The organism is Rhizobium sp. AN5, from assembly GCF_900215255.1.
GTDB classification, from domain to species: domain Bacteria; phylum Pseudomonadota; class Alphaproteobacteria; order Rhizobiales; family Rhizobiaceae; genus Agrobacterium; species Agrobacterium tumefaciens.
This window is the reverse complement of sequence record NZ_OCMJ01000003.1, coordinates 1870026-1885760: the sequence shown is the minus strand read 5'-3', so window position 1 is coordinate 1885760 and position 15735 is coordinate 1870026. Positions and strand designations below refer to the sequence as shown.

The window sequence follows — 15735 nt, the reverse complement described above, 5'->3', positions numbered from 1 at the left end:
GGTTCGAAGAGAAGATGGAGGCGCTGGACACTCATGCTGTCCAAGCGGCATTATCTGGTGCCAGGACAAAGCTGAGGGACAAGGCACCTGTGACGGCGAGGCATGGGCCGATCTGGCTGCTTTCGCATTCCAGGCTGATCAGGAGGACAGGGAGCCTTGGGGGACCTACTTCGGCCCTATGGCGACTTGGAATATGGATGACGGGTCAGTGCGGTATTCTCCCGATCCGCACGATGTCACCCCAGAAATCGTCGCACATTGGCAAGCGCGCGCCGAGGCGGCAAACCACCCGGTCATGAAAGCGAGATATGCCGATCTGGTGTGGGACTTCGCTCACAGATTAACGGGAAAGAAAAGCGATGTCCGTTTTGCCCGGATGGCCATCGACAGCTACATGGCTAGCGTTGCGGGAAAAATGAATGCCGACGACCACGACGATGTCGAGGCGCTCCGGCGCGCGCTTGTGTTGACGAGCCGTATCCGCGATGCAGAACGAACGGCTGCCGCCAAGGATGCGATGTTGGCCCGCTTCCACGTGGAAATCGACAAGGACGGCTGGTGGCTCCATCTCTTCGAGGCCCTGACAGGCAATAGGAAGAGCGGCCTCACTGATGACGAGAAGAGCAGTATAGTCACCAAGCTCGAATTGCTTCTCGCTAAATATACGGCGGAAGACCTACCCAACGCTCACGGAGCTGAGCGCGTGGCAAATTACATCTTGCCTATCTATTCCATCGCGCAAGATTTTGATGCGGTGCGCCGCGTCGGGCTCGCGGTCAGCGAAGCATTCGAAAAGATGGCAGCAGCTGGATCACGTATGCAGGCTACGGTTAGCGATAAGGTAGCCTTGACCGAGGCTTCGTTGCAACAACGACCGGTTTCCGGAAGCTCGGGTTTTTCAGCTCCGGAAACGCAAAAGCCGCCCCTGAGATACAGAGGCGTTAGGATCGATTTGGCGGTTAAGCGATTGTTATATCGGTGTGATCAGCGATTTATGCAGGAACTGGTTGCGGGGGCTCGCAACACAAGATTCCTGCGGCTACCGTTCATCGTTGACGCCATACGTCGAGTTGGGTGTAGTTGGCGGCTAACGAGGGTGATAAAATCTCCTCATAACCGCGCTCATTTCATTTGGTTGCTGATTTATGTACAAGTCGATATGGCGTCCAATCCGGCATTAGAATTCACCCTCCAAGCGACTATCTGCTTTCGAGAAATGTAAAGGCGACGAAAAGTGGCTTACAACCAATTATTCGCTTCAGATTGACAGTCTATTTGTATTATGATGATGCATAAATCATTTTATAGATTGGGCGTATAATAAGTGGCTATGAGAAGTGGCATCCTAGGTTCAAAGAGTGTTGTGAACGGCGCTCTTAGTCCTTTACAGATTGAAGTTGTTCGAAAACTGATACCGATTCTCCGTGCGGGTAAGTGGCCAATCGGTGGGAAGATCTCGGATGCGGCTCTCGCCCGCGAATTCGGCATCTCGCGTACGCCAGTTCGACAGGTACTGCAATTCCTTGCTGAAAAGGGTCTTCTGGCGCAAACCGACAATCGTGGTTTTGTGTTGGTGCGAGTGCCAACCGGAGATGATCGCTTTGAAGAAGTTGTGCCCCCATCTGGGATGGATATGCTGTACCGGCAGATTATGCATGCGAGAGCAAACGGTCTGATCGGCAGCGAAGCGTCCGAAACAGAATTGCTGGAACACTTCGGCACGTCACGCGGCGTCGTGCGCCGCACGCTCATGCGCCTGTCTGCTGAAGGGCTGGCAGAACGACGTGACGGGCACGGCTGGCGTTTTGCCGAATGCCTCGACAACCGTCAGGCGGTCAATGAAAGTTACGCCTTCCGCGCCATCATCGAATGCGGCGCCGTAATGGAGGATACATTCCGGGTGGACATGGAAATGCTGCTGGCGCTGGAAAGTGAACAGACGGCACTGCTTAACGCCCCCTTGGCATCGATTGAAGGATCGGCCTGGTTTGAGGCAAATGCCCGCTTCCACGAAACCGTGGTTTCCTGGGCAAACAACCGCTTTCTCGAACAGGCGATCCACCGCCAGAACAGCCTGCGGCGCATGACGGAATATGCGGAATTTGCTGAACTGAGTGAAGCGGGCGTACGCAAGGCGGCGCGAGACCACCTGGCAATCCTCGAAGCCATCAAAAGCGATGACCGCAAGCTGGCTTCGGCGATCCTCTTCCGCCATCTCAGCCGTTCTTCCGCCAGTGGCGAGGCGCGCCCTGCCCGTCTCGGCGATTGATCGCAGATGGCTGCACGTATCTTTTGTCGTGACCTGTGTACTGAGCGCGGCGAACCGACGTCGGGACTTGGCCCATCGTCAAAAAGTTATGTGCTGCTGCACTGGCCGCGCTGTGAATGGCGTGTGCCACGCATCAAATCGCACAATATGCCAGAAGGGCTCGGGCAGGCAATTTTGGCTGCCAATGCGGCGGGCATTCACGTTGCGTTGGTGGATGGCGACGACGTCGGTTTCACGCATCAGGGTATTGTCAGAGACCATGTGACACCTGAGGAAGCCGAACGGCTGCTGCTGCATATTGCCGGTGGAGGCGTGCTTGACGGTACACATGACCCACGCATGACCATCGTGTGCTGCACCGACGGCAAGCAGGACCCTTGCTGCGCCCGTTACGGCTTTGCGACATGGAAGACCCTGCGACAGGCAGCAGATCCAAGTCGTTTCCGTATCCTGCAATCCACCCATCTCGGCGGATGCCGTTTTGCCGCCTCACTTGTCGTTTTACCGCACAGAGCCCGCTATAGCCGACTGGAGCCATCGCAGGTTTGCGATTTTCTCACCTGCCTTGAACAGGGCACTCCCTACCTGCCCGCCTATCGCGGCAACCCCTCCTACGACGCGCCTGAACAGACGGCGGAAATCGCGCTGCTGGAATGGGCAGGACAGCGCGGCATAACAGAGTCGGTGACACTTCATAAGACGGAGAGCGGCATCTCCAACCCCGACCAAGTTCATTTCCGCGCAACGATCGGCACGCAACACGCGACTGTAACCGTTGACAGACCCGAGTTTGCGGTCAACACACGCTGCGTCACGATTGGTGAACCCGAGGGCACAAAAAATGTGGCGCGGTGGGTCGCCAGATCTGTTCGGGCCGAAGACTGATCAACGTCGTAGTCTCCGGCCAAGCCGATATTTCCTCAGCCTTCGAGAACTGCCGAGAAAAATGCCTTGACGGGCGGCTGAATACCGGTGCCATCATGGCTGATGCCAGCAACCCTATCGAAACGCGGTTCGACACCAACCGCCTTCAGTCCCTTTTCCAAGGCGCGCAAACGCTCAACGCGGGTTTCACCGCTATCATTAATGCCCTCCATCCAGAAGGGTGATTTTGGCCCGACGGTGACATCCCAGGTTTCGACATCCGCGTCACCGATCACCAGCTGCACGGCCACCTGACGCATCGCGTCGATATCAATGGGCTGGCCGAATATCTCTTCCATGCCGTTCAAACCGACCCACCAATTGGCGCGATCATCGGGAAGCGTGACGGTACCGGGTGCACCCACCGAAACGGCACGAAGTCGGCGCGGGTGAAGATAGAGAAAACGATGGGCAAATTGCGCACCACCGGAAAAGCCGTGCATCAGCACCTTTCCCCTCTCGACACGGTAACGCGTCGCCAGTTCATCGATCATGTCCAGCAGAACAAGATCATAACGAATACCGTGATAGATCATGTGTTTGTAATTGTGCAGATCATCAGCATCATCAATACCCGCCGGGAAAAGCGGTGCCAGCAGGACGCATTGATGCTGTTCGGCAAAGTCGATGAATTCGTCGCGCAGGATATCAGCGTCGCGCAGGCTGCCGTGAACAAGGACGGCAAGCGGATGCACGGTTTCACCGGCCGGATCATATCCTTCAGGAATATAGCAGCACCACGAAAAGCGCTGATCCATGCGCGAAGCAAAGATCGGCGTGCGGCCACGGCGATAGAAATTGAGTGGCACGGCCTTTTGCTGGGCGAACATGAGACAATTCCCTTTAAAGTTTTTTCGGTGGTTGCTGGCTGGCGTAATCAGCCAGCACGCGGTTCATACGGGCAAGCACGCCCTTTAATGCCTCGTAACCATCGTTACGCTCGCGCGTTGCCTCGTCCATGTAGAGCTTGCGGTTAATTTCAAACTGCACACTGTGGCGTTGAAGGGCCGGGTTCGAATACGCCGCAACCAGTTCCGCCCCACGAAAAGGCTTGTTGAGCGCAACGACCAGCCCCTCCGCTTCAAGAGTTTCGGTGATCAGCGCTATAAATTCGCTGGAGGCCGACCCGCCGTGCAAATCGCCAAGGCAAATATCTGCCCGCACCGTTCCCGCCGGATCAGACGAAATCGCATGGCCAACGGCGGTCATCGAATGGCAGTTGATGTGATAAACACGGCCAAACCGGCTGTAGACGGCATTCAGCAGGCCAGCCAAATGTTCATGGTAAGGCTGCCAGTAGGTGACGATCCGCGTCTCAGCTTCCGCCACACTCATGGGTGCCGCATACATCGGCTCATCGCCCCAGGCGTAACGCCACATCAACCCCATGCCGCGTTTCGCCGTTGCGCTTTCACGCACTGGATGAGGCCAATCGCCGTCCACAAGCTGGGTGTCCATATCGAGCAAGGACCGGTTCACATCGAGAAAACTGCGGGGAAAATGCGCACTCAGTAACGGCGCACCGACAACACATGCCGATAAAAACAGATCATCGATATGGGTGTCTGCGGCTACTCTCACTCGCTCTGCGGAAACAGCAGGGTGGAATCCCCTAGGCATGTCCAGACCGCTATGGGGGCTGTCAAACACCATCGGAACTAGAGGCGTGCGGGGTGCAATCACCGAAAGCACGCCCTCCAGCGTTACATCTTGCAACTTGCCATAGAGCGGGGTCATTTTTGTGTTCCTTCCGTTGCGCCTGGGTTGAGGCGCGCGTTCACCTTGTCCACCGCGCGGGTGATGTCACCGAGCTTTTCGCCATCGAGCAGCCGCTGCATGGTGCGGGCAACACGTGTCTCACGGGCAATGCAGATATCAGCTATGTCTGCCGCCTCATCCGCGGGCAGCACCACCACGCCGGAAGCATCCGCCAATACGATATCGCCCGGCAAAACCGGCACACCACCACAGGCGATCGGACGATTGAATGTGCCACCAAGATCAAGCTGGCGGGTGGTGACAGACGAAACACCGCGGCACCAGACGGGCAGCCCTTCGGCGATGATTTCCGCGACATCGGTACACGGCCCGTCAATGATGACACCGGCAACACCTGCCATGCGCGCAGCCCGTGCAACCGCACCGCCAAGGCAGGCATGGCGGCTGTCACCCAACCGATCAACTACCAGCATGTCGCCGGGGCGCACCTGGCTCAGCGCGTAATGCAACAGCGTCGAGCACATGGCGGGAATGGCGAGCGTGACGGCAACACCGGCACGGGCCTGTTGCTGCGGCAAGACCGCTTGAATGGAAACGCTCATGAAACCGGTATGACGCTGATGCCCGACACTGGCCGTTTCAATCTGCTGCAACGCCTCGATAACCACCTGAGGAGGTGTAACCGGCATTGCACCGATACGTAATTCAGTCATGGCTTTCTCCTTCCGACGGCCCTGCGGCAGATGCCTCAAAAGGCTGTACAGCATTTCGTGGATCGAAACCGGCGAGATGGCGCATCAACCGCGCAGTATGGCCAACAATGTGGCCACAGATCACCTGACCATTTTCAGCACTTGCCAATGAGGCCCGACCACCGAGCATACCAGCCGGATCGACCTCGGTGCAGTCAAGCGGTATCTGGACCGGTATTCCCTCAAAACGAGTGGCAGAGACACCACCAACAGGCAGACCGAACACGCTGCCACGCGGCGCGGGATCGCGCATAGCCTCTGTTCGAACCAGTTCGGGAAAAAGATGCATATAGACCGAGGTCATCGGTTCGCCGCCGTGACCGCGCACGCGCGCGGCGTCATCACCGTAAAGTGTCTTCCACAGGCCATCCGGCAAGCTCTGCCAAATGTTCAGCGCCGGTATCAGCACCCCTTTTTCACGGCGCAACTTGCGGCAAACCTGATCGATCAGCGGTGCATTCGTTGTGTGACCATTGAAAATCAGCAGCTGTTCATAACCGTGATCAAGGAAGGAGGTCAGGATATCCTCAAGCACAGCGGTGAACGTCGCAGCACGCAATTGAATTCCACCGGCTATCGCCCGGAAAAATTCAGCATGGCCAAACGGCAGCACAGGCGCTGTCAGCCCGTCGCCCGCCCGGGCGCTCATTTCCGCTAACCGTTCGGTCAGCATGAAATCACCCATCGGCGCATGCGGCCCCTGCTCTTCCTGCGAAGCAAGCGGAATGAGAATGACTGCGGGGCGTTTCATACGCTCCGCAAATGTCTCATGCGTCATGTGAGAAATCGCAACCGGTTCATCGTCAACCATGCTGTTTCTCCCTTGCATGCTGCTCCAGCAGTTGCCCCTTTATGTCAGGAAATTCAAGCTCGGATGAGTTGACATTTACCCGCCTCGAAAGGATCACCGAGCCGTCTGTAAAGCGTAAGCGAACAGTATCGCGAAACGCCGTTTCAACGAATATCCAGTCCATTTCCAGAACCGTATCGGCACCGTCATTTTCAAGAAGGCGGGCCGAGGCCAAGACCCTCAATCCGCCGGCTGGCTGGTAGGAATGGTGCAGCCTTGCGCCGGGTATTGTGGTAACAGTTTCAATGTAAAAACCGCATCCGGCCCGTACTTGATGTTGACCATTGGCATCGCGAAGAGTGACACTCAGTTCGTTATTGTTGGCGGCAAGAGCGATGCTTTCGATAGCTTGATCGTTGGGTTCGACCATCCATGTGCCGCACGGCACTTTTTCCGCCGAAAACGCCATGTCTGCAAAATTTTTAAGCCGCAATCCAGCCAGACGTGCGTCCAGTTTCTCGGCGCTCTCAGGGGTGCCACTGCCTTTGCCGAGTGCTGGACGCAGCACGTCATAAATAAGCTGATGGACACGGCGATCACTGTCTTCCAACCCGCCGGTAAACGCTACGACGGCATTTTCTTCCGGCAGGACGATACAATATTGGCCAAACAGGCCATTGGCGGAAAAACTGTTATGGGGGCCACGCCACCATTGATATCCGTAGCCTTCACGCCGGCTAACCTTTTGGCCATCTCCGACTTCGTCCGGGCCGAGATAGTGGTCTCCTGTGAAAACACCGAGTACCACGTCCCGGACCTGCATGCCGGTTGCAGCCTGCACCCATTGCCGGGGCAGAAGCTGTCGGCCCTGCCATTCACCGCCCTGCAAGTGCAGTATGCCCAGCTTCAGCATGTCCTCACTGGTGCAACTGAGACCATTGCCGCCGGTGTTGACGCCGTCAGTACCTGTGTCCCATGTCATATTCGTAGACATTCCCATTGGCTGGAATATCCGCTCAGAGAGATAATCCGCGATCATCCGTCCCGTGACCTGCTGCACGATGGCTGACAGCATGTAGCTTGCAGCACTGTCGTAGACAAAAACTTCTCCAGGATTGTGGGGTGTGGGCTGACGCAGGAAATCCTCCACCCAGCTTGAAAGCACCCGCCGCCAGGAGCCTCCAGAAATGCCGCGCCCATGACCGCTGGTCATGGTCAGCAGATGCCGTACCTTCATGGCCTGCAGGTTATCGTCGACCGGTCCTGCATAGTCAGGGAAAAATTGCAGCACCGCATCATCGACCGACAGCAGACCATCCGACACCGCCAAACCAGCAGCCATCGAGGTAAAACTTTTGGTCACGGAATGCATCATATGCGGGCGGGCAAGTGAATAAGGTGCCCAGTAAGCGCTGGTGATCAGTGCACCATCCTGCCAGACGAGAAGGCTATGCAATTCGAGATCGTGACGTTCGATCTCGTCTAGCATGGCGAGGATTATCGCTGGGTCTGTGCCACGCGAGGCGGGTGTTGCCCTCGGCAGATCCGTGGTTACTGCTGTCAATTTCATTGCAATGCGTCCGCCTGCTGTTTTTCCGTTTCTGCGAAACGCCAGTTCAGCGAAACGCCGGTTTCGGTGCGGGTCAGGGTTGGAATGGCGGACAGCAAGGCGCGGGTATATTCCGATTGCGGAGCATCAAAAATGTCGTCGCGATTTCCTTGCTCAACGATAGCGCCATCACGCATCACCACCACCCGGTCGGCGAGCTGTTCGACCACACCGAGGTCATGGCTGATAAACAGGCACGAAAAACCATATCGTTTTTGAAGATCAGCCAGCAGTTCCAGCACTCTGGCACGCACAGTAACGTCAAGCGCCGACACCGCCTCATCAGCGATCACGAACTGCGGCCGCCCGACAATGGCACGCGCAATTGCCACGCGCTGACGCTGGCCGCCGGAAAGCTCGTGCGGGAACCGGTCAGAATAACGCCCGTCGAGCCCCACTTCTTCCAGAATGGTGCGGGTGCGGTACAGCTTTTCTTCCCGCGTCGATGTGGTGTCGTGACGCAAGGCTTCCGCCACGATATCGCGTATTTTCATGCGCGGATCGAGTGAGCCGAACGGGTCCTGAAAGATCATCTGGCAATTGAGACGGTAGTTGCGCCATACGGGCGAATCCGGCTTCACCTCTTCGTCGGCAAAGAAAATGCGGCCGGCAGAGGCAGGCACCAGCCCGGCAATACAACGGCCAAGCGTGGTCTTGCCGGAACCGGAGGCACCGACCAGCGCCACGATTTCACCCGGCCGCACGACAAGGTCGACACCATGCAAAGCCTTTTTGGTCTTTCGCGGCGCCATAAACCCTGCACGGGCACTGTATGTGACCTCAATGCCGCGCACTTCCATGACGGGCTTTGATTGCGGATCAATGTCTCTCAACGGCCCACGCGTCGGCATGGATTGCAGCAATTCGCGTGTGTAGTAATGGCGCGGATTGGAAATGATGTCCGCAACCGGACCCTGCTCGACAATTTCCCCCTGCCGCATGACGATGACGCGGTCGCAGTAGCGCGCCACCATGGGCAGGTCGTGGCTGATCATCAACAGTGCCGTGTTTTCACTCCGCACCATCTCGAGCATCAGTTCAAGCACCTCGCGCTGTACCAGCGCGTCAAGCGCTGTCGTCGGCTCGTCCGCAATCAGCAGGGATGGTCTAAGCAGCATGGCAGATGCCAGCATCATGCGTTGGCGCATGCCGCCTGAAAAATGATGCGGGAATGCCAGCAACGCACCTTCGGGATCATGAATGCCGACGCGCCGCAAAATCTCGAGTATTTTGGCGCGCCGTGCAGCCGCGTCCAGCCGTGTGTGAAGTTTCAGTGGCTCTTCAAGCTGCTTGCCAATGGCCATCGACGGATTGAGCGAGGTCATTGGTTCCTGAAACACCATGCCCAGCCGGGAGCCACGCAATGCGCGGATTTCCTTACCTTTCATTGATGGTACAGAGCGGCCTTCAAAACTGATATCGCCGCCCGAGATGACGATAGCGGGTGGCTGGAGACCCATGAGGCTACGTGCCACCATGGTTTTTCCCGAACCGCTTTCGCCGACAATACCGACGATTTCACCCGCACCAACGCTGAACGAAACATCGCTTACGATACGGTGGTCATCAATACCGTTTACGGAAAGGCTAAGATTTTCGACCTGAATAAGAGGCTGTTTCATTGCTTACAATCCTCGCATGCGGGGGTCGAAACGATCGCGGATCGCATCACCGAACAGATTTATGCCAAGTAGTGACAGGGAGATGCAGAGACCCGGGAAGATGCCGAGCCAGACAGCTTCGGCGATGTGGGGACGGCCACTGGCCAGCATGTTGCCCCAGGTCGGCGCTGGCGGCGGCACACCAAGACCAAGGAAGCTGAGTGCACTCTCAGTCAGCAGGACCGATCCGAACATGGAGGTTGCCAGCACGATTACCGGACCAAGGCAGTTAGGCACTATGTGGCGGAACATGGTATAGACAGCCGAATTGCCCATGATGCGGGACGCTTCGATAAACTCCCGTTCACGCAGTGAAAGCACCGAACCGCGCACCACCCGTACCATGGAGGGCGTATAGGCAATGCCGAGCGCCAGAATGATGCCGTACATATTGGCACCGGTAATCGACAGCAATGCCAGCGCCAGCAACATGCTGGGAAAAGCCAGTAGCGCATCGTTCAATGCCATGATGACGCGGTCCGTCCAGCCACGGGTATAACCCGCCAGAACACCAAACGACACGCCGGCGAGAACTGCAATGCACACCGTCACGATGCTAATAGAGACACTGGTTCCTGCTGCTGTCATTAGCCGGGACAACACGTCGCGACCGAATTCATCGGTGCCAAGCCAGTGAGTAGCGTTTGGTGCCTGCAACTTGGAGCGCAGATCGATGCGCATCGGATCGAAAGGTGTCCAGATGCGTCCGGCAAGGGCCGCCCCGAAAAAACAGGCGAGAAGGGCGCCGCCGAGGATACGGTTTCGTTGATGGCGTTTCATTCTGCAGTCACTCTCGGATCGAACAGGGGATAGAGCAGGTCAACCAGCAGATTGACGAGCAGGTAAGTGACGGCCACAAACAGCAAGCAACCCTGCACGACAGCGTAATCACGAGCGTAAATGGAATCGACGATCAGTCTACCGAGGCCTGGAATGGTGAACACGGTTTCCACCACGGCAACACCGCCAAGAAGGTTGCCAAGAACCAAGCCAATAAGCGTCCAGGTTGGGCCAAAAGCATTACGTGCCGCATGGCGCAGAAGCACCGCCGCCTCACCCAACCCCTTGGCGCGGGCATGGGTAATGTAATCCAGCCGCAGCACATCAAGCGTCGAGGCACGGGCCATACGAACGATAATGCCTACTTCATGTAGCACCAGAGTTGCCACTGGCATGATCAGGTAGATCAATCCGGCAATCGGGTCGTCAGTGACCGAAACATAACCCAGTACCGGTAACCAGCCGAGTTTGAGGCCGAAGCCGAGCAGGATCATCAATCCCAACCAGAAGGTCGGGATTGAAAGCAGCAAAGTGGACATGGCAACAATAGCAAGATCAAGTCCCCCATTCTGTTTCCATGCCGCCGCCATGCCGAGTGGCACGGCAATAAGAACGGAAAGACCAACTGCAATCAGCACCATCCACGCACTGGTCGAAAAACGCTGCAACACAAGATCAAGCACCGGCTGGCCATTCAGCACAGAGTGGCCGAGGTCACCTTGCATGACACTGCGGAGCCAGATGACAAATTGCAGTGGCACGGGTTTATCCAGTCCCATCGACCTGCGGGCGGCGGCCAGCGCATCCGCGTCGGCGAGATCGCCGAGCACCAGACTGGCCGGGTCGCCGGGTATCAGGCGGATGAGGCCAAACACCGCCACCGAGACGATGAACAGGGTGGGGACTGCCGACAACAATCGGCTCAGGGCAAATTTCAGCATGGTCAGTATCCGCCAGTCACTCTCACTGAGTTTTCTCAACACCCCAGAAGCGGGCGAAGCCTTGCCAGGTGCGATATCCCTTTACCTTGGGGCCGGACACGCCGACATCGAGACCGTTGGCGAGCATGACCAAAGGTGCCTGCTCCAGAAAACGGGCATGCAAGTCATCAAAGATCGCCTGACGTTTTGCCTGATCGGTTTCCTGCAGCGCCTGATTGACGAGTTTGCTGACAACAGCATCATCCCAGACAGCATTGGCCTTTTTGGCTTTCGAACCGACAACAGTCTGATAGGCGAGCGCCGGATCGGTGCGGTTGGAATAATTGAATGCCATGATCTGGTATTTTCCGCTGTTGAAGCGGTCGAGTTGGCTTGCCCATTCAAGAACTTCGATTTCCGCATTGATACCGGCAGACTGCAACATGGCCTGCGCAATGATTGCGGTATCGTAGTTGATGGCGGAGCGACGGTTGGTGAGAATGTTGATCTTCTCGCCCTTGTAACCGGCCTTCGCCAGCAGTGCCTTCGCGGCATCAGGGTCATAAGTGTAACCCTTGTCGTGTGCCGCCGTATGATAAAGCGAGCCGGATGCAACGAGCGAATTGTTGGGAACACCCAGCCCGTCGGTTACGGAATCAACGATCTGCGGTGTATCCAGCGCGGCAATGACAGCCTGACGCATCTCGACCTTCGACATCAGCGGATCGGCCGTCTGCAACAGCATGGTCACAAGTCCGCCATGAGGGGCAGCAACAATGTTGAAGTCTTTTTCACCCTTCAGCTTTGCAGCCTCTCCCGGAGGCAGATAGGGCAGCACGTCAAGCGCGCCGCTCTTGAGACCGGCCACCGCAGTTGCGGTGTCCGGTACAACAACATATTTCACCTCATCAACAAGAACTTCCTTGCGTCCACCGTAACCGTCGGGCTGCTCTCCTGAGATAGAATAGTCGGCGAATTTCTTCAGTGTCAGTCCTTGCCCGCGTTTCCATTCGCCGAACTCAAACGGACCGGTGGCGATTGGCGCCTTCCATTTGCCGTCATCTCCAAACGAGGTACGGTGCACGATACCGGTGGATCCACACTGCGCCTGCGCCATGTAGTTCAGGAACATCGCATCGGGACGATCAAGCGTCACGATTACCGTGTTGTCCTTTGCCCCGATTGTCTCGACCTTTGCGTCGCGACTGCCATCAAAAAATGTCTTGCAGCTGAATTCCGGGTCACGAATGAGCTTCTCGAGGCTCCACTGCACATCGTTAGCGGTCATCGTCTCGCCATTGTGGAATTTCACGCCGTCACGCAGCGTAAATGTATAGGTTTTTCCATCGTCGGATACCGTCCATTCCTTGGCCAGCATCGGGCGAACTTCACCCTTTTCACCTGCAGCAACCAGTCCTTCAACCACGTTGAGCATGACGGAATCCGTGCCAGCATCGCGGTTTATGCCCGGTTGGGAGCTTCTGATATCAGCGGTAATCTGCACGTTCAGCGTATTGGCTACAGCCAATCCGGGAACAGTCAGGGCCACAGATGCAAATAATGCACGCAAGGCCGGTTTCGACAGTGACATAAGTTCGCCCTCTTGTTTTATGTTTATGCAAAAAACATTTCATATGTACAAATCATAGTCAAGCATGTTTCGATGTGCATTATGAAAACATGTTCGAGCCACCCAAATTACGCCATGCGGCAACTGTCTGCGGCGGCCCGTGGAGGAAAAGCTGAAACTGGATGCAATAGACCTGCGCGTTATCGAGGCCATGAAGCGCAACGGACCCCTGACCAAACAGGCGCCGCTGGCGGAGGCTGTTGGCCTGTCGGCCACCCCTGCTTGGGCGCGGTTAGAAGGCTTGAGGCACAGGGCGTGATTACCGCTCGCCACGGTCGATGCCAGCTTCGTTCGCAACCTAATCGAAGCGAGGCCAGCCAGAAAATCGTCCGGTAGGTCAGCCCGCTACCGCGTGATCGCTCCCTTGCTGCGCTGTCGGACGCGTAAAAACGGAAGATCAGCTCAACGTGCTGACCGACCTGGGCTGCAATCTGAACCAAGGCTTCATATCCGCTTCCCCTTGCGCCGAAGAGAGCCGGAGGGTCTAAGATACAAGGTTGTGATGCGATTGCCAGACTGCCTGTTTGTCACGCTTCCGTCAGACTGGATCGAACATCTCCCTGAACTCTGGATCGGCAAAGTAGGCAAGTTTCTCAGCAAAAATTGGCCGTTGTCCGGCCAGGAACAGCAATTGTCCGTTCGCTGGCAGATTGCGCACCTCATCAGGGGTGAGCAGCGGCCGGCCGGTATGTTGCTGGCTGAAGGAGATTCCGGTCTTATCGGAATCGAGCGCTCTCGCCATCGTCTGGAACACGACCGTTTCCTGTCCGAGCAAATCAGAGATGAGGCGGGCGCTGTCATGATCGTTGACGCCGAAAACCTGCAGCACGCCGGCGTTTGACAGGAAGGTTCCGGCGCGATGACCGTATGTGGCACGCAGCTGATGGATGTCCTGGAGGATGGGCCAAAGCTGGACACCATAGCCCGCCATCAGACCCATCGCGCGTTCGACTGGCGCCAAATGCCCAAGGGATGCGAACTCATCGAGCAGATAGAGAACCGGTGTCGTCGGCTTTGTCGGATCGCGGGCCATTTCGAGCAGGCTTTGGGAGACAAGCAGGCGCAGCCAGCGTGAATAGGTCGAGAGGCGATCAGGAGGAAGCACGAGGAACACCGTCACATTGCTGTGCTTGAGATCGGCAAACCGGAAATCCGAGTGACTGAGGACGGCCGTCATGCGCGGTGAATCAAGAAAATGCGTATGGCGTTGGGCTGCGGAGAGAACGCCTGCGGCTTCGCGATCGGATTTTCCAAGGTGGCGGTTCGCGGCACGAGCGACAAGACCTCTCGCCGCATCGCTGTCCTGCATACGCTTGAGCAGTGCTGTAAACTGTTCCGGAGCAAGGGTGAGATAGTCGCGGAGTGTTGCGAGGTGCCTGTGTCTCAAAGGCTCCGCTGCAACGATCTCGAGCAACAATCCGCCGATAAGAGCTTTTGCCTCCTCGTTCCAATGCGCCTCGCCCGCCATTCCCGGTTCGTCGAACACGAGGGCGTCGGCAAGGGAACTGGCGTCGTCCGCGACATCGAGGCTGTGGGGATCGAGCATGGCCAGGGGATTGAAGGCGGCCGAGGGTCTCCCGGTGACCCCGAAAGGATCGAGCACATGAACCGGGCCAAATTGCTGGCGAGCACGGCCGGTGATCCTTGCATTCTCGCCTTTTGGATCAACGCAGATCACGGAACGGTCGGCGGTCAGCAGGTTCGGGATGATCGTGCCGACACCCTTGCCGGTACGGGTCGGTGCCATCGTAAGCAGATGGGCCGGGCCATCATAGCGCAGAGGCTTGGCCGTTTTCGTATCACGACCAATCAACAGGCCGGAACCGGATGAGGTGAGAGCAGCTATCTCCTTGTCTGTCGCAAAACGGGCGGAGCCATGGGTATCATCGTCATCATCCCCGAAATGCAAAATCAGTGGAGTGGTGATGAACCAAAAGGTGATAACGGCAAGCGCCAGCAGGGTTAAGAGACCTGGAATGATGTAGACAGGCGAGCCTTGAGCAAAACCCATTTGCTCGAGGAAATGACCGCCACCCATGCCGATCACAAAGGTGACGTTGAACAGGATGAACATAAATCCAAGCAGCCGTTTCCAGATCCGGAAGGGCATGGCAAGCAAAGCCAAAAATGCCCAAAGCGGATCACGCGCGGCGGCGCGCATCATGTTCTTGAATGCGTCCCGGGCAAGTCGCAACCGGTTCATGGAGCGCCCTGCCCGCTCTCGCCACCCTCTCCCGTGCCCGGCAGTCCTTGTCCGATCAGATCGTCAAACAGCGCCTTGTCATTGTCGCGCGTCAGAAAGCCCGGCAGTTCGCGGCGCAGCCAGTCACCGAGTTGTTTGTTGAACACCCGATCATTCGCGGTCTCCAGGTAATGCAGAACGAGCGAGCCGATCAGGACCTTGCGGCGCATATCGTTGTTGCGCTCGGTTTTCGAGAGCCGTGCCTTGAGCGCGGAACGTTGCGCATCCAGTTCAGCCAGGCGCTGTTCGATGGTTTTCCTTGCCACGATTATTCCTTTCGATTGCGGTCGCACCGGAACTGCCGCTGTTGACTGCGGCTTCGTTCCTGGAAGACAGACCAGTTTCTATGAGGAGATCGACATAGCGATTGCGAGAGTAGGTTGGACCGTATGGTTCATGACGCTGTAGTCGCCGTCACCTGAGTACAGGAGACTTTGTG

14 protein-coding genes and 1 pseudogene are annotated in these 15735 nt (G+C 56.9%); 4 read left to right on the top strand and 11 right to left on the bottom strand.

All coding sequences use genetic code 11. From position 1 onward, the window contains the following. The first annotated feature begins 193 nt into the window (after positions 1-193). From CRP02_RS12070 to CRP02_RS12060, 3 genes are all read left to right on the top strand, one after another. Positions 194-1222 carry a hypothetical protein gene (locus CRP02_RS12070; protein ID WP_143539317.1) on the top strand — a complete coding sequence of 343 codons (1029 nt, stop codon included), beginning with the start codon at positions 194-196 and terminating at the stop codon, positions 1220-1222. Between the two features lie 141 nt (positions 1223-1363). Continuing rightward, positions 1364-2269, top strand: a complete 906-nt coding sequence (locus CRP02_RS12065; RefSeq protein WP_323455349.1) for a GntR family transcriptional regulator — start codon at positions 1364-1366, stop codon at positions 2267-2269. 6 nt (positions 2270-2275) lie between these two features. Beyond that, positions 2276-3154: a sucrase ferredoxin gene (locus CRP02_RS12060; RefSeq protein ID WP_323455348.1), complete on the top strand. Its 879-nt coding sequence runs from the start codon at positions 2276-2278 to the stop codon at positions 3152-3154. A 35-nt stretch (positions 3155-3189) separates the two neighbouring features. Here the strand turns inward: CRP02_RS12060 and CRP02_RS12055 are convergent, their stop codons facing one another. The 9 genes from CRP02_RS12055 to CRP02_RS12015 are packed head-to-tail and all read right to left on the bottom strand — an operon-like array spanning position 3190 to position 13015. After that, complete coding sequence (locus CRP02_RS12055; protein ID WP_097171205.1) at positions 3190-4023, bottom strand: hydrolase; 834 nt, start codon at positions 4021-4023, stop codon at positions 3190-3192. A 13-nt stretch (positions 4024-4036) separates the two neighbouring features. After that, entirely contained in the window at positions 4037-4930 is an 894-nt protein-coding gene (locus CRP02_RS12050) for an N-formylglutamate amidohydrolase (protein WP_097171204.1), read from the bottom strand. Continuing rightward, positions 4927-5625 carry an RraA family protein gene (locus CRP02_RS12045; RefSeq protein ID WP_097171203.1) on the bottom strand — a complete coding sequence of 233 codons (699 nt, stop codon included), beginning with the start codon at positions 5623-5625 and terminating at the stop codon, positions 4927-4929. Before CRP02_RS12045 ends, CRP02_RS12050 begins: the two co-directional genes overlap by 4 nt. Then, positions 5618-6442, bottom strand: coding sequence for a creatininase family protein (locus tag CRP02_RS12040; RefSeq protein WP_323455362.1), 825 nt, complete (start codon positions 6440-6442; stop codon positions 5618-5620). The genes CRP02_RS12045 and CRP02_RS12040 overlap by 8 nt, the downstream gene beginning before the upstream one ends. 25 nt (positions 6443-6467) lie before the next feature. Further along, on the bottom strand, positions 6468-8024 hold the full coding sequence (locus tag CRP02_RS12035; RefSeq protein ID WP_097171201.1) for a serine hydrolase domain-containing protein: 1557 nt from the start codon (positions 8022-8024) through the stop codon (positions 6468-6470). Further along, positions 8021-9685, bottom strand: a complete 1665-nt coding sequence (locus tag CRP02_RS12030; RefSeq protein WP_097171200.1) for a dipeptide ABC transporter ATP-binding protein — start codon at positions 9683-9685, stop codon at positions 8021-8023. The genes CRP02_RS12035 and CRP02_RS12030 overlap by 4 nt, the downstream gene beginning before the upstream one ends. A 3-nt stretch (positions 9686-9688) precedes the next feature. Then, positions 9689-10504 (bottom strand): ABC transporter permease, encoded by an 816-nt coding sequence (locus CRP02_RS12025; RefSeq protein WP_097171199.1) that lies wholly within the window; start codon positions 10502-10504, stop codon positions 9689-9691. Further along, positions 10501-11445 (bottom strand): ABC transporter permease, encoded by a 945-nt coding sequence (locus CRP02_RS12020; RefSeq protein ID WP_097171198.1) that lies wholly within the window; start codon positions 11443-11445, stop codon positions 10501-10503. The genes CRP02_RS12025 and CRP02_RS12020 overlap by 4 nt, the downstream gene beginning before the upstream one ends. 22 nt (positions 11446-11467) lie before the next feature. Beyond that, entirely contained in the window at positions 11468-13015 is a 1548-nt protein-coding gene (locus tag CRP02_RS12015; RefSeq protein ID WP_097171197.1) for an ABC transporter substrate-binding protein, read from the bottom strand. A 151-nt stretch (positions 13016-13166) separates the two neighbouring features. On the opposite strand from CRP02_RS12015, the pseudogene CRP02_RS12010 reads away from it, so the two are divergent. Next, a pseudogene (locus CRP02_RS12010) lies at positions 13167-13333 on the top strand (Lrp/AsnC family transcriptional regulator); the annotation flags it as partial. 259 nt (positions 13334-13592) lie between these two features. On the opposite strand, the gene CRP02_RS12005 reads toward CRP02_RS12010, so the two are convergent. Beyond that, positions 13593-15257 carry a type IV secretory system conjugative DNA transfer family protein gene (locus CRP02_RS12005; RefSeq protein ID WP_097171196.1) on the bottom strand — a complete coding sequence of 555 codons (1665 nt, stop codon included), beginning with the start codon at positions 15255-15257 and terminating at the stop codon, positions 13593-13595. Next, positions 15254-15562 (bottom strand): STAS domain-containing protein, encoded by a 309-nt coding sequence (locus CRP02_RS12000; RefSeq protein WP_143539316.1) that lies wholly within the window; start codon positions 15560-15562, stop codon positions 15254-15256. The genes CRP02_RS12005 and CRP02_RS12000 overlap by 4 nt, the downstream gene beginning before the upstream one ends. Between the last annotated feature and the right edge of the window lie 173 nt (positions 15563-15735).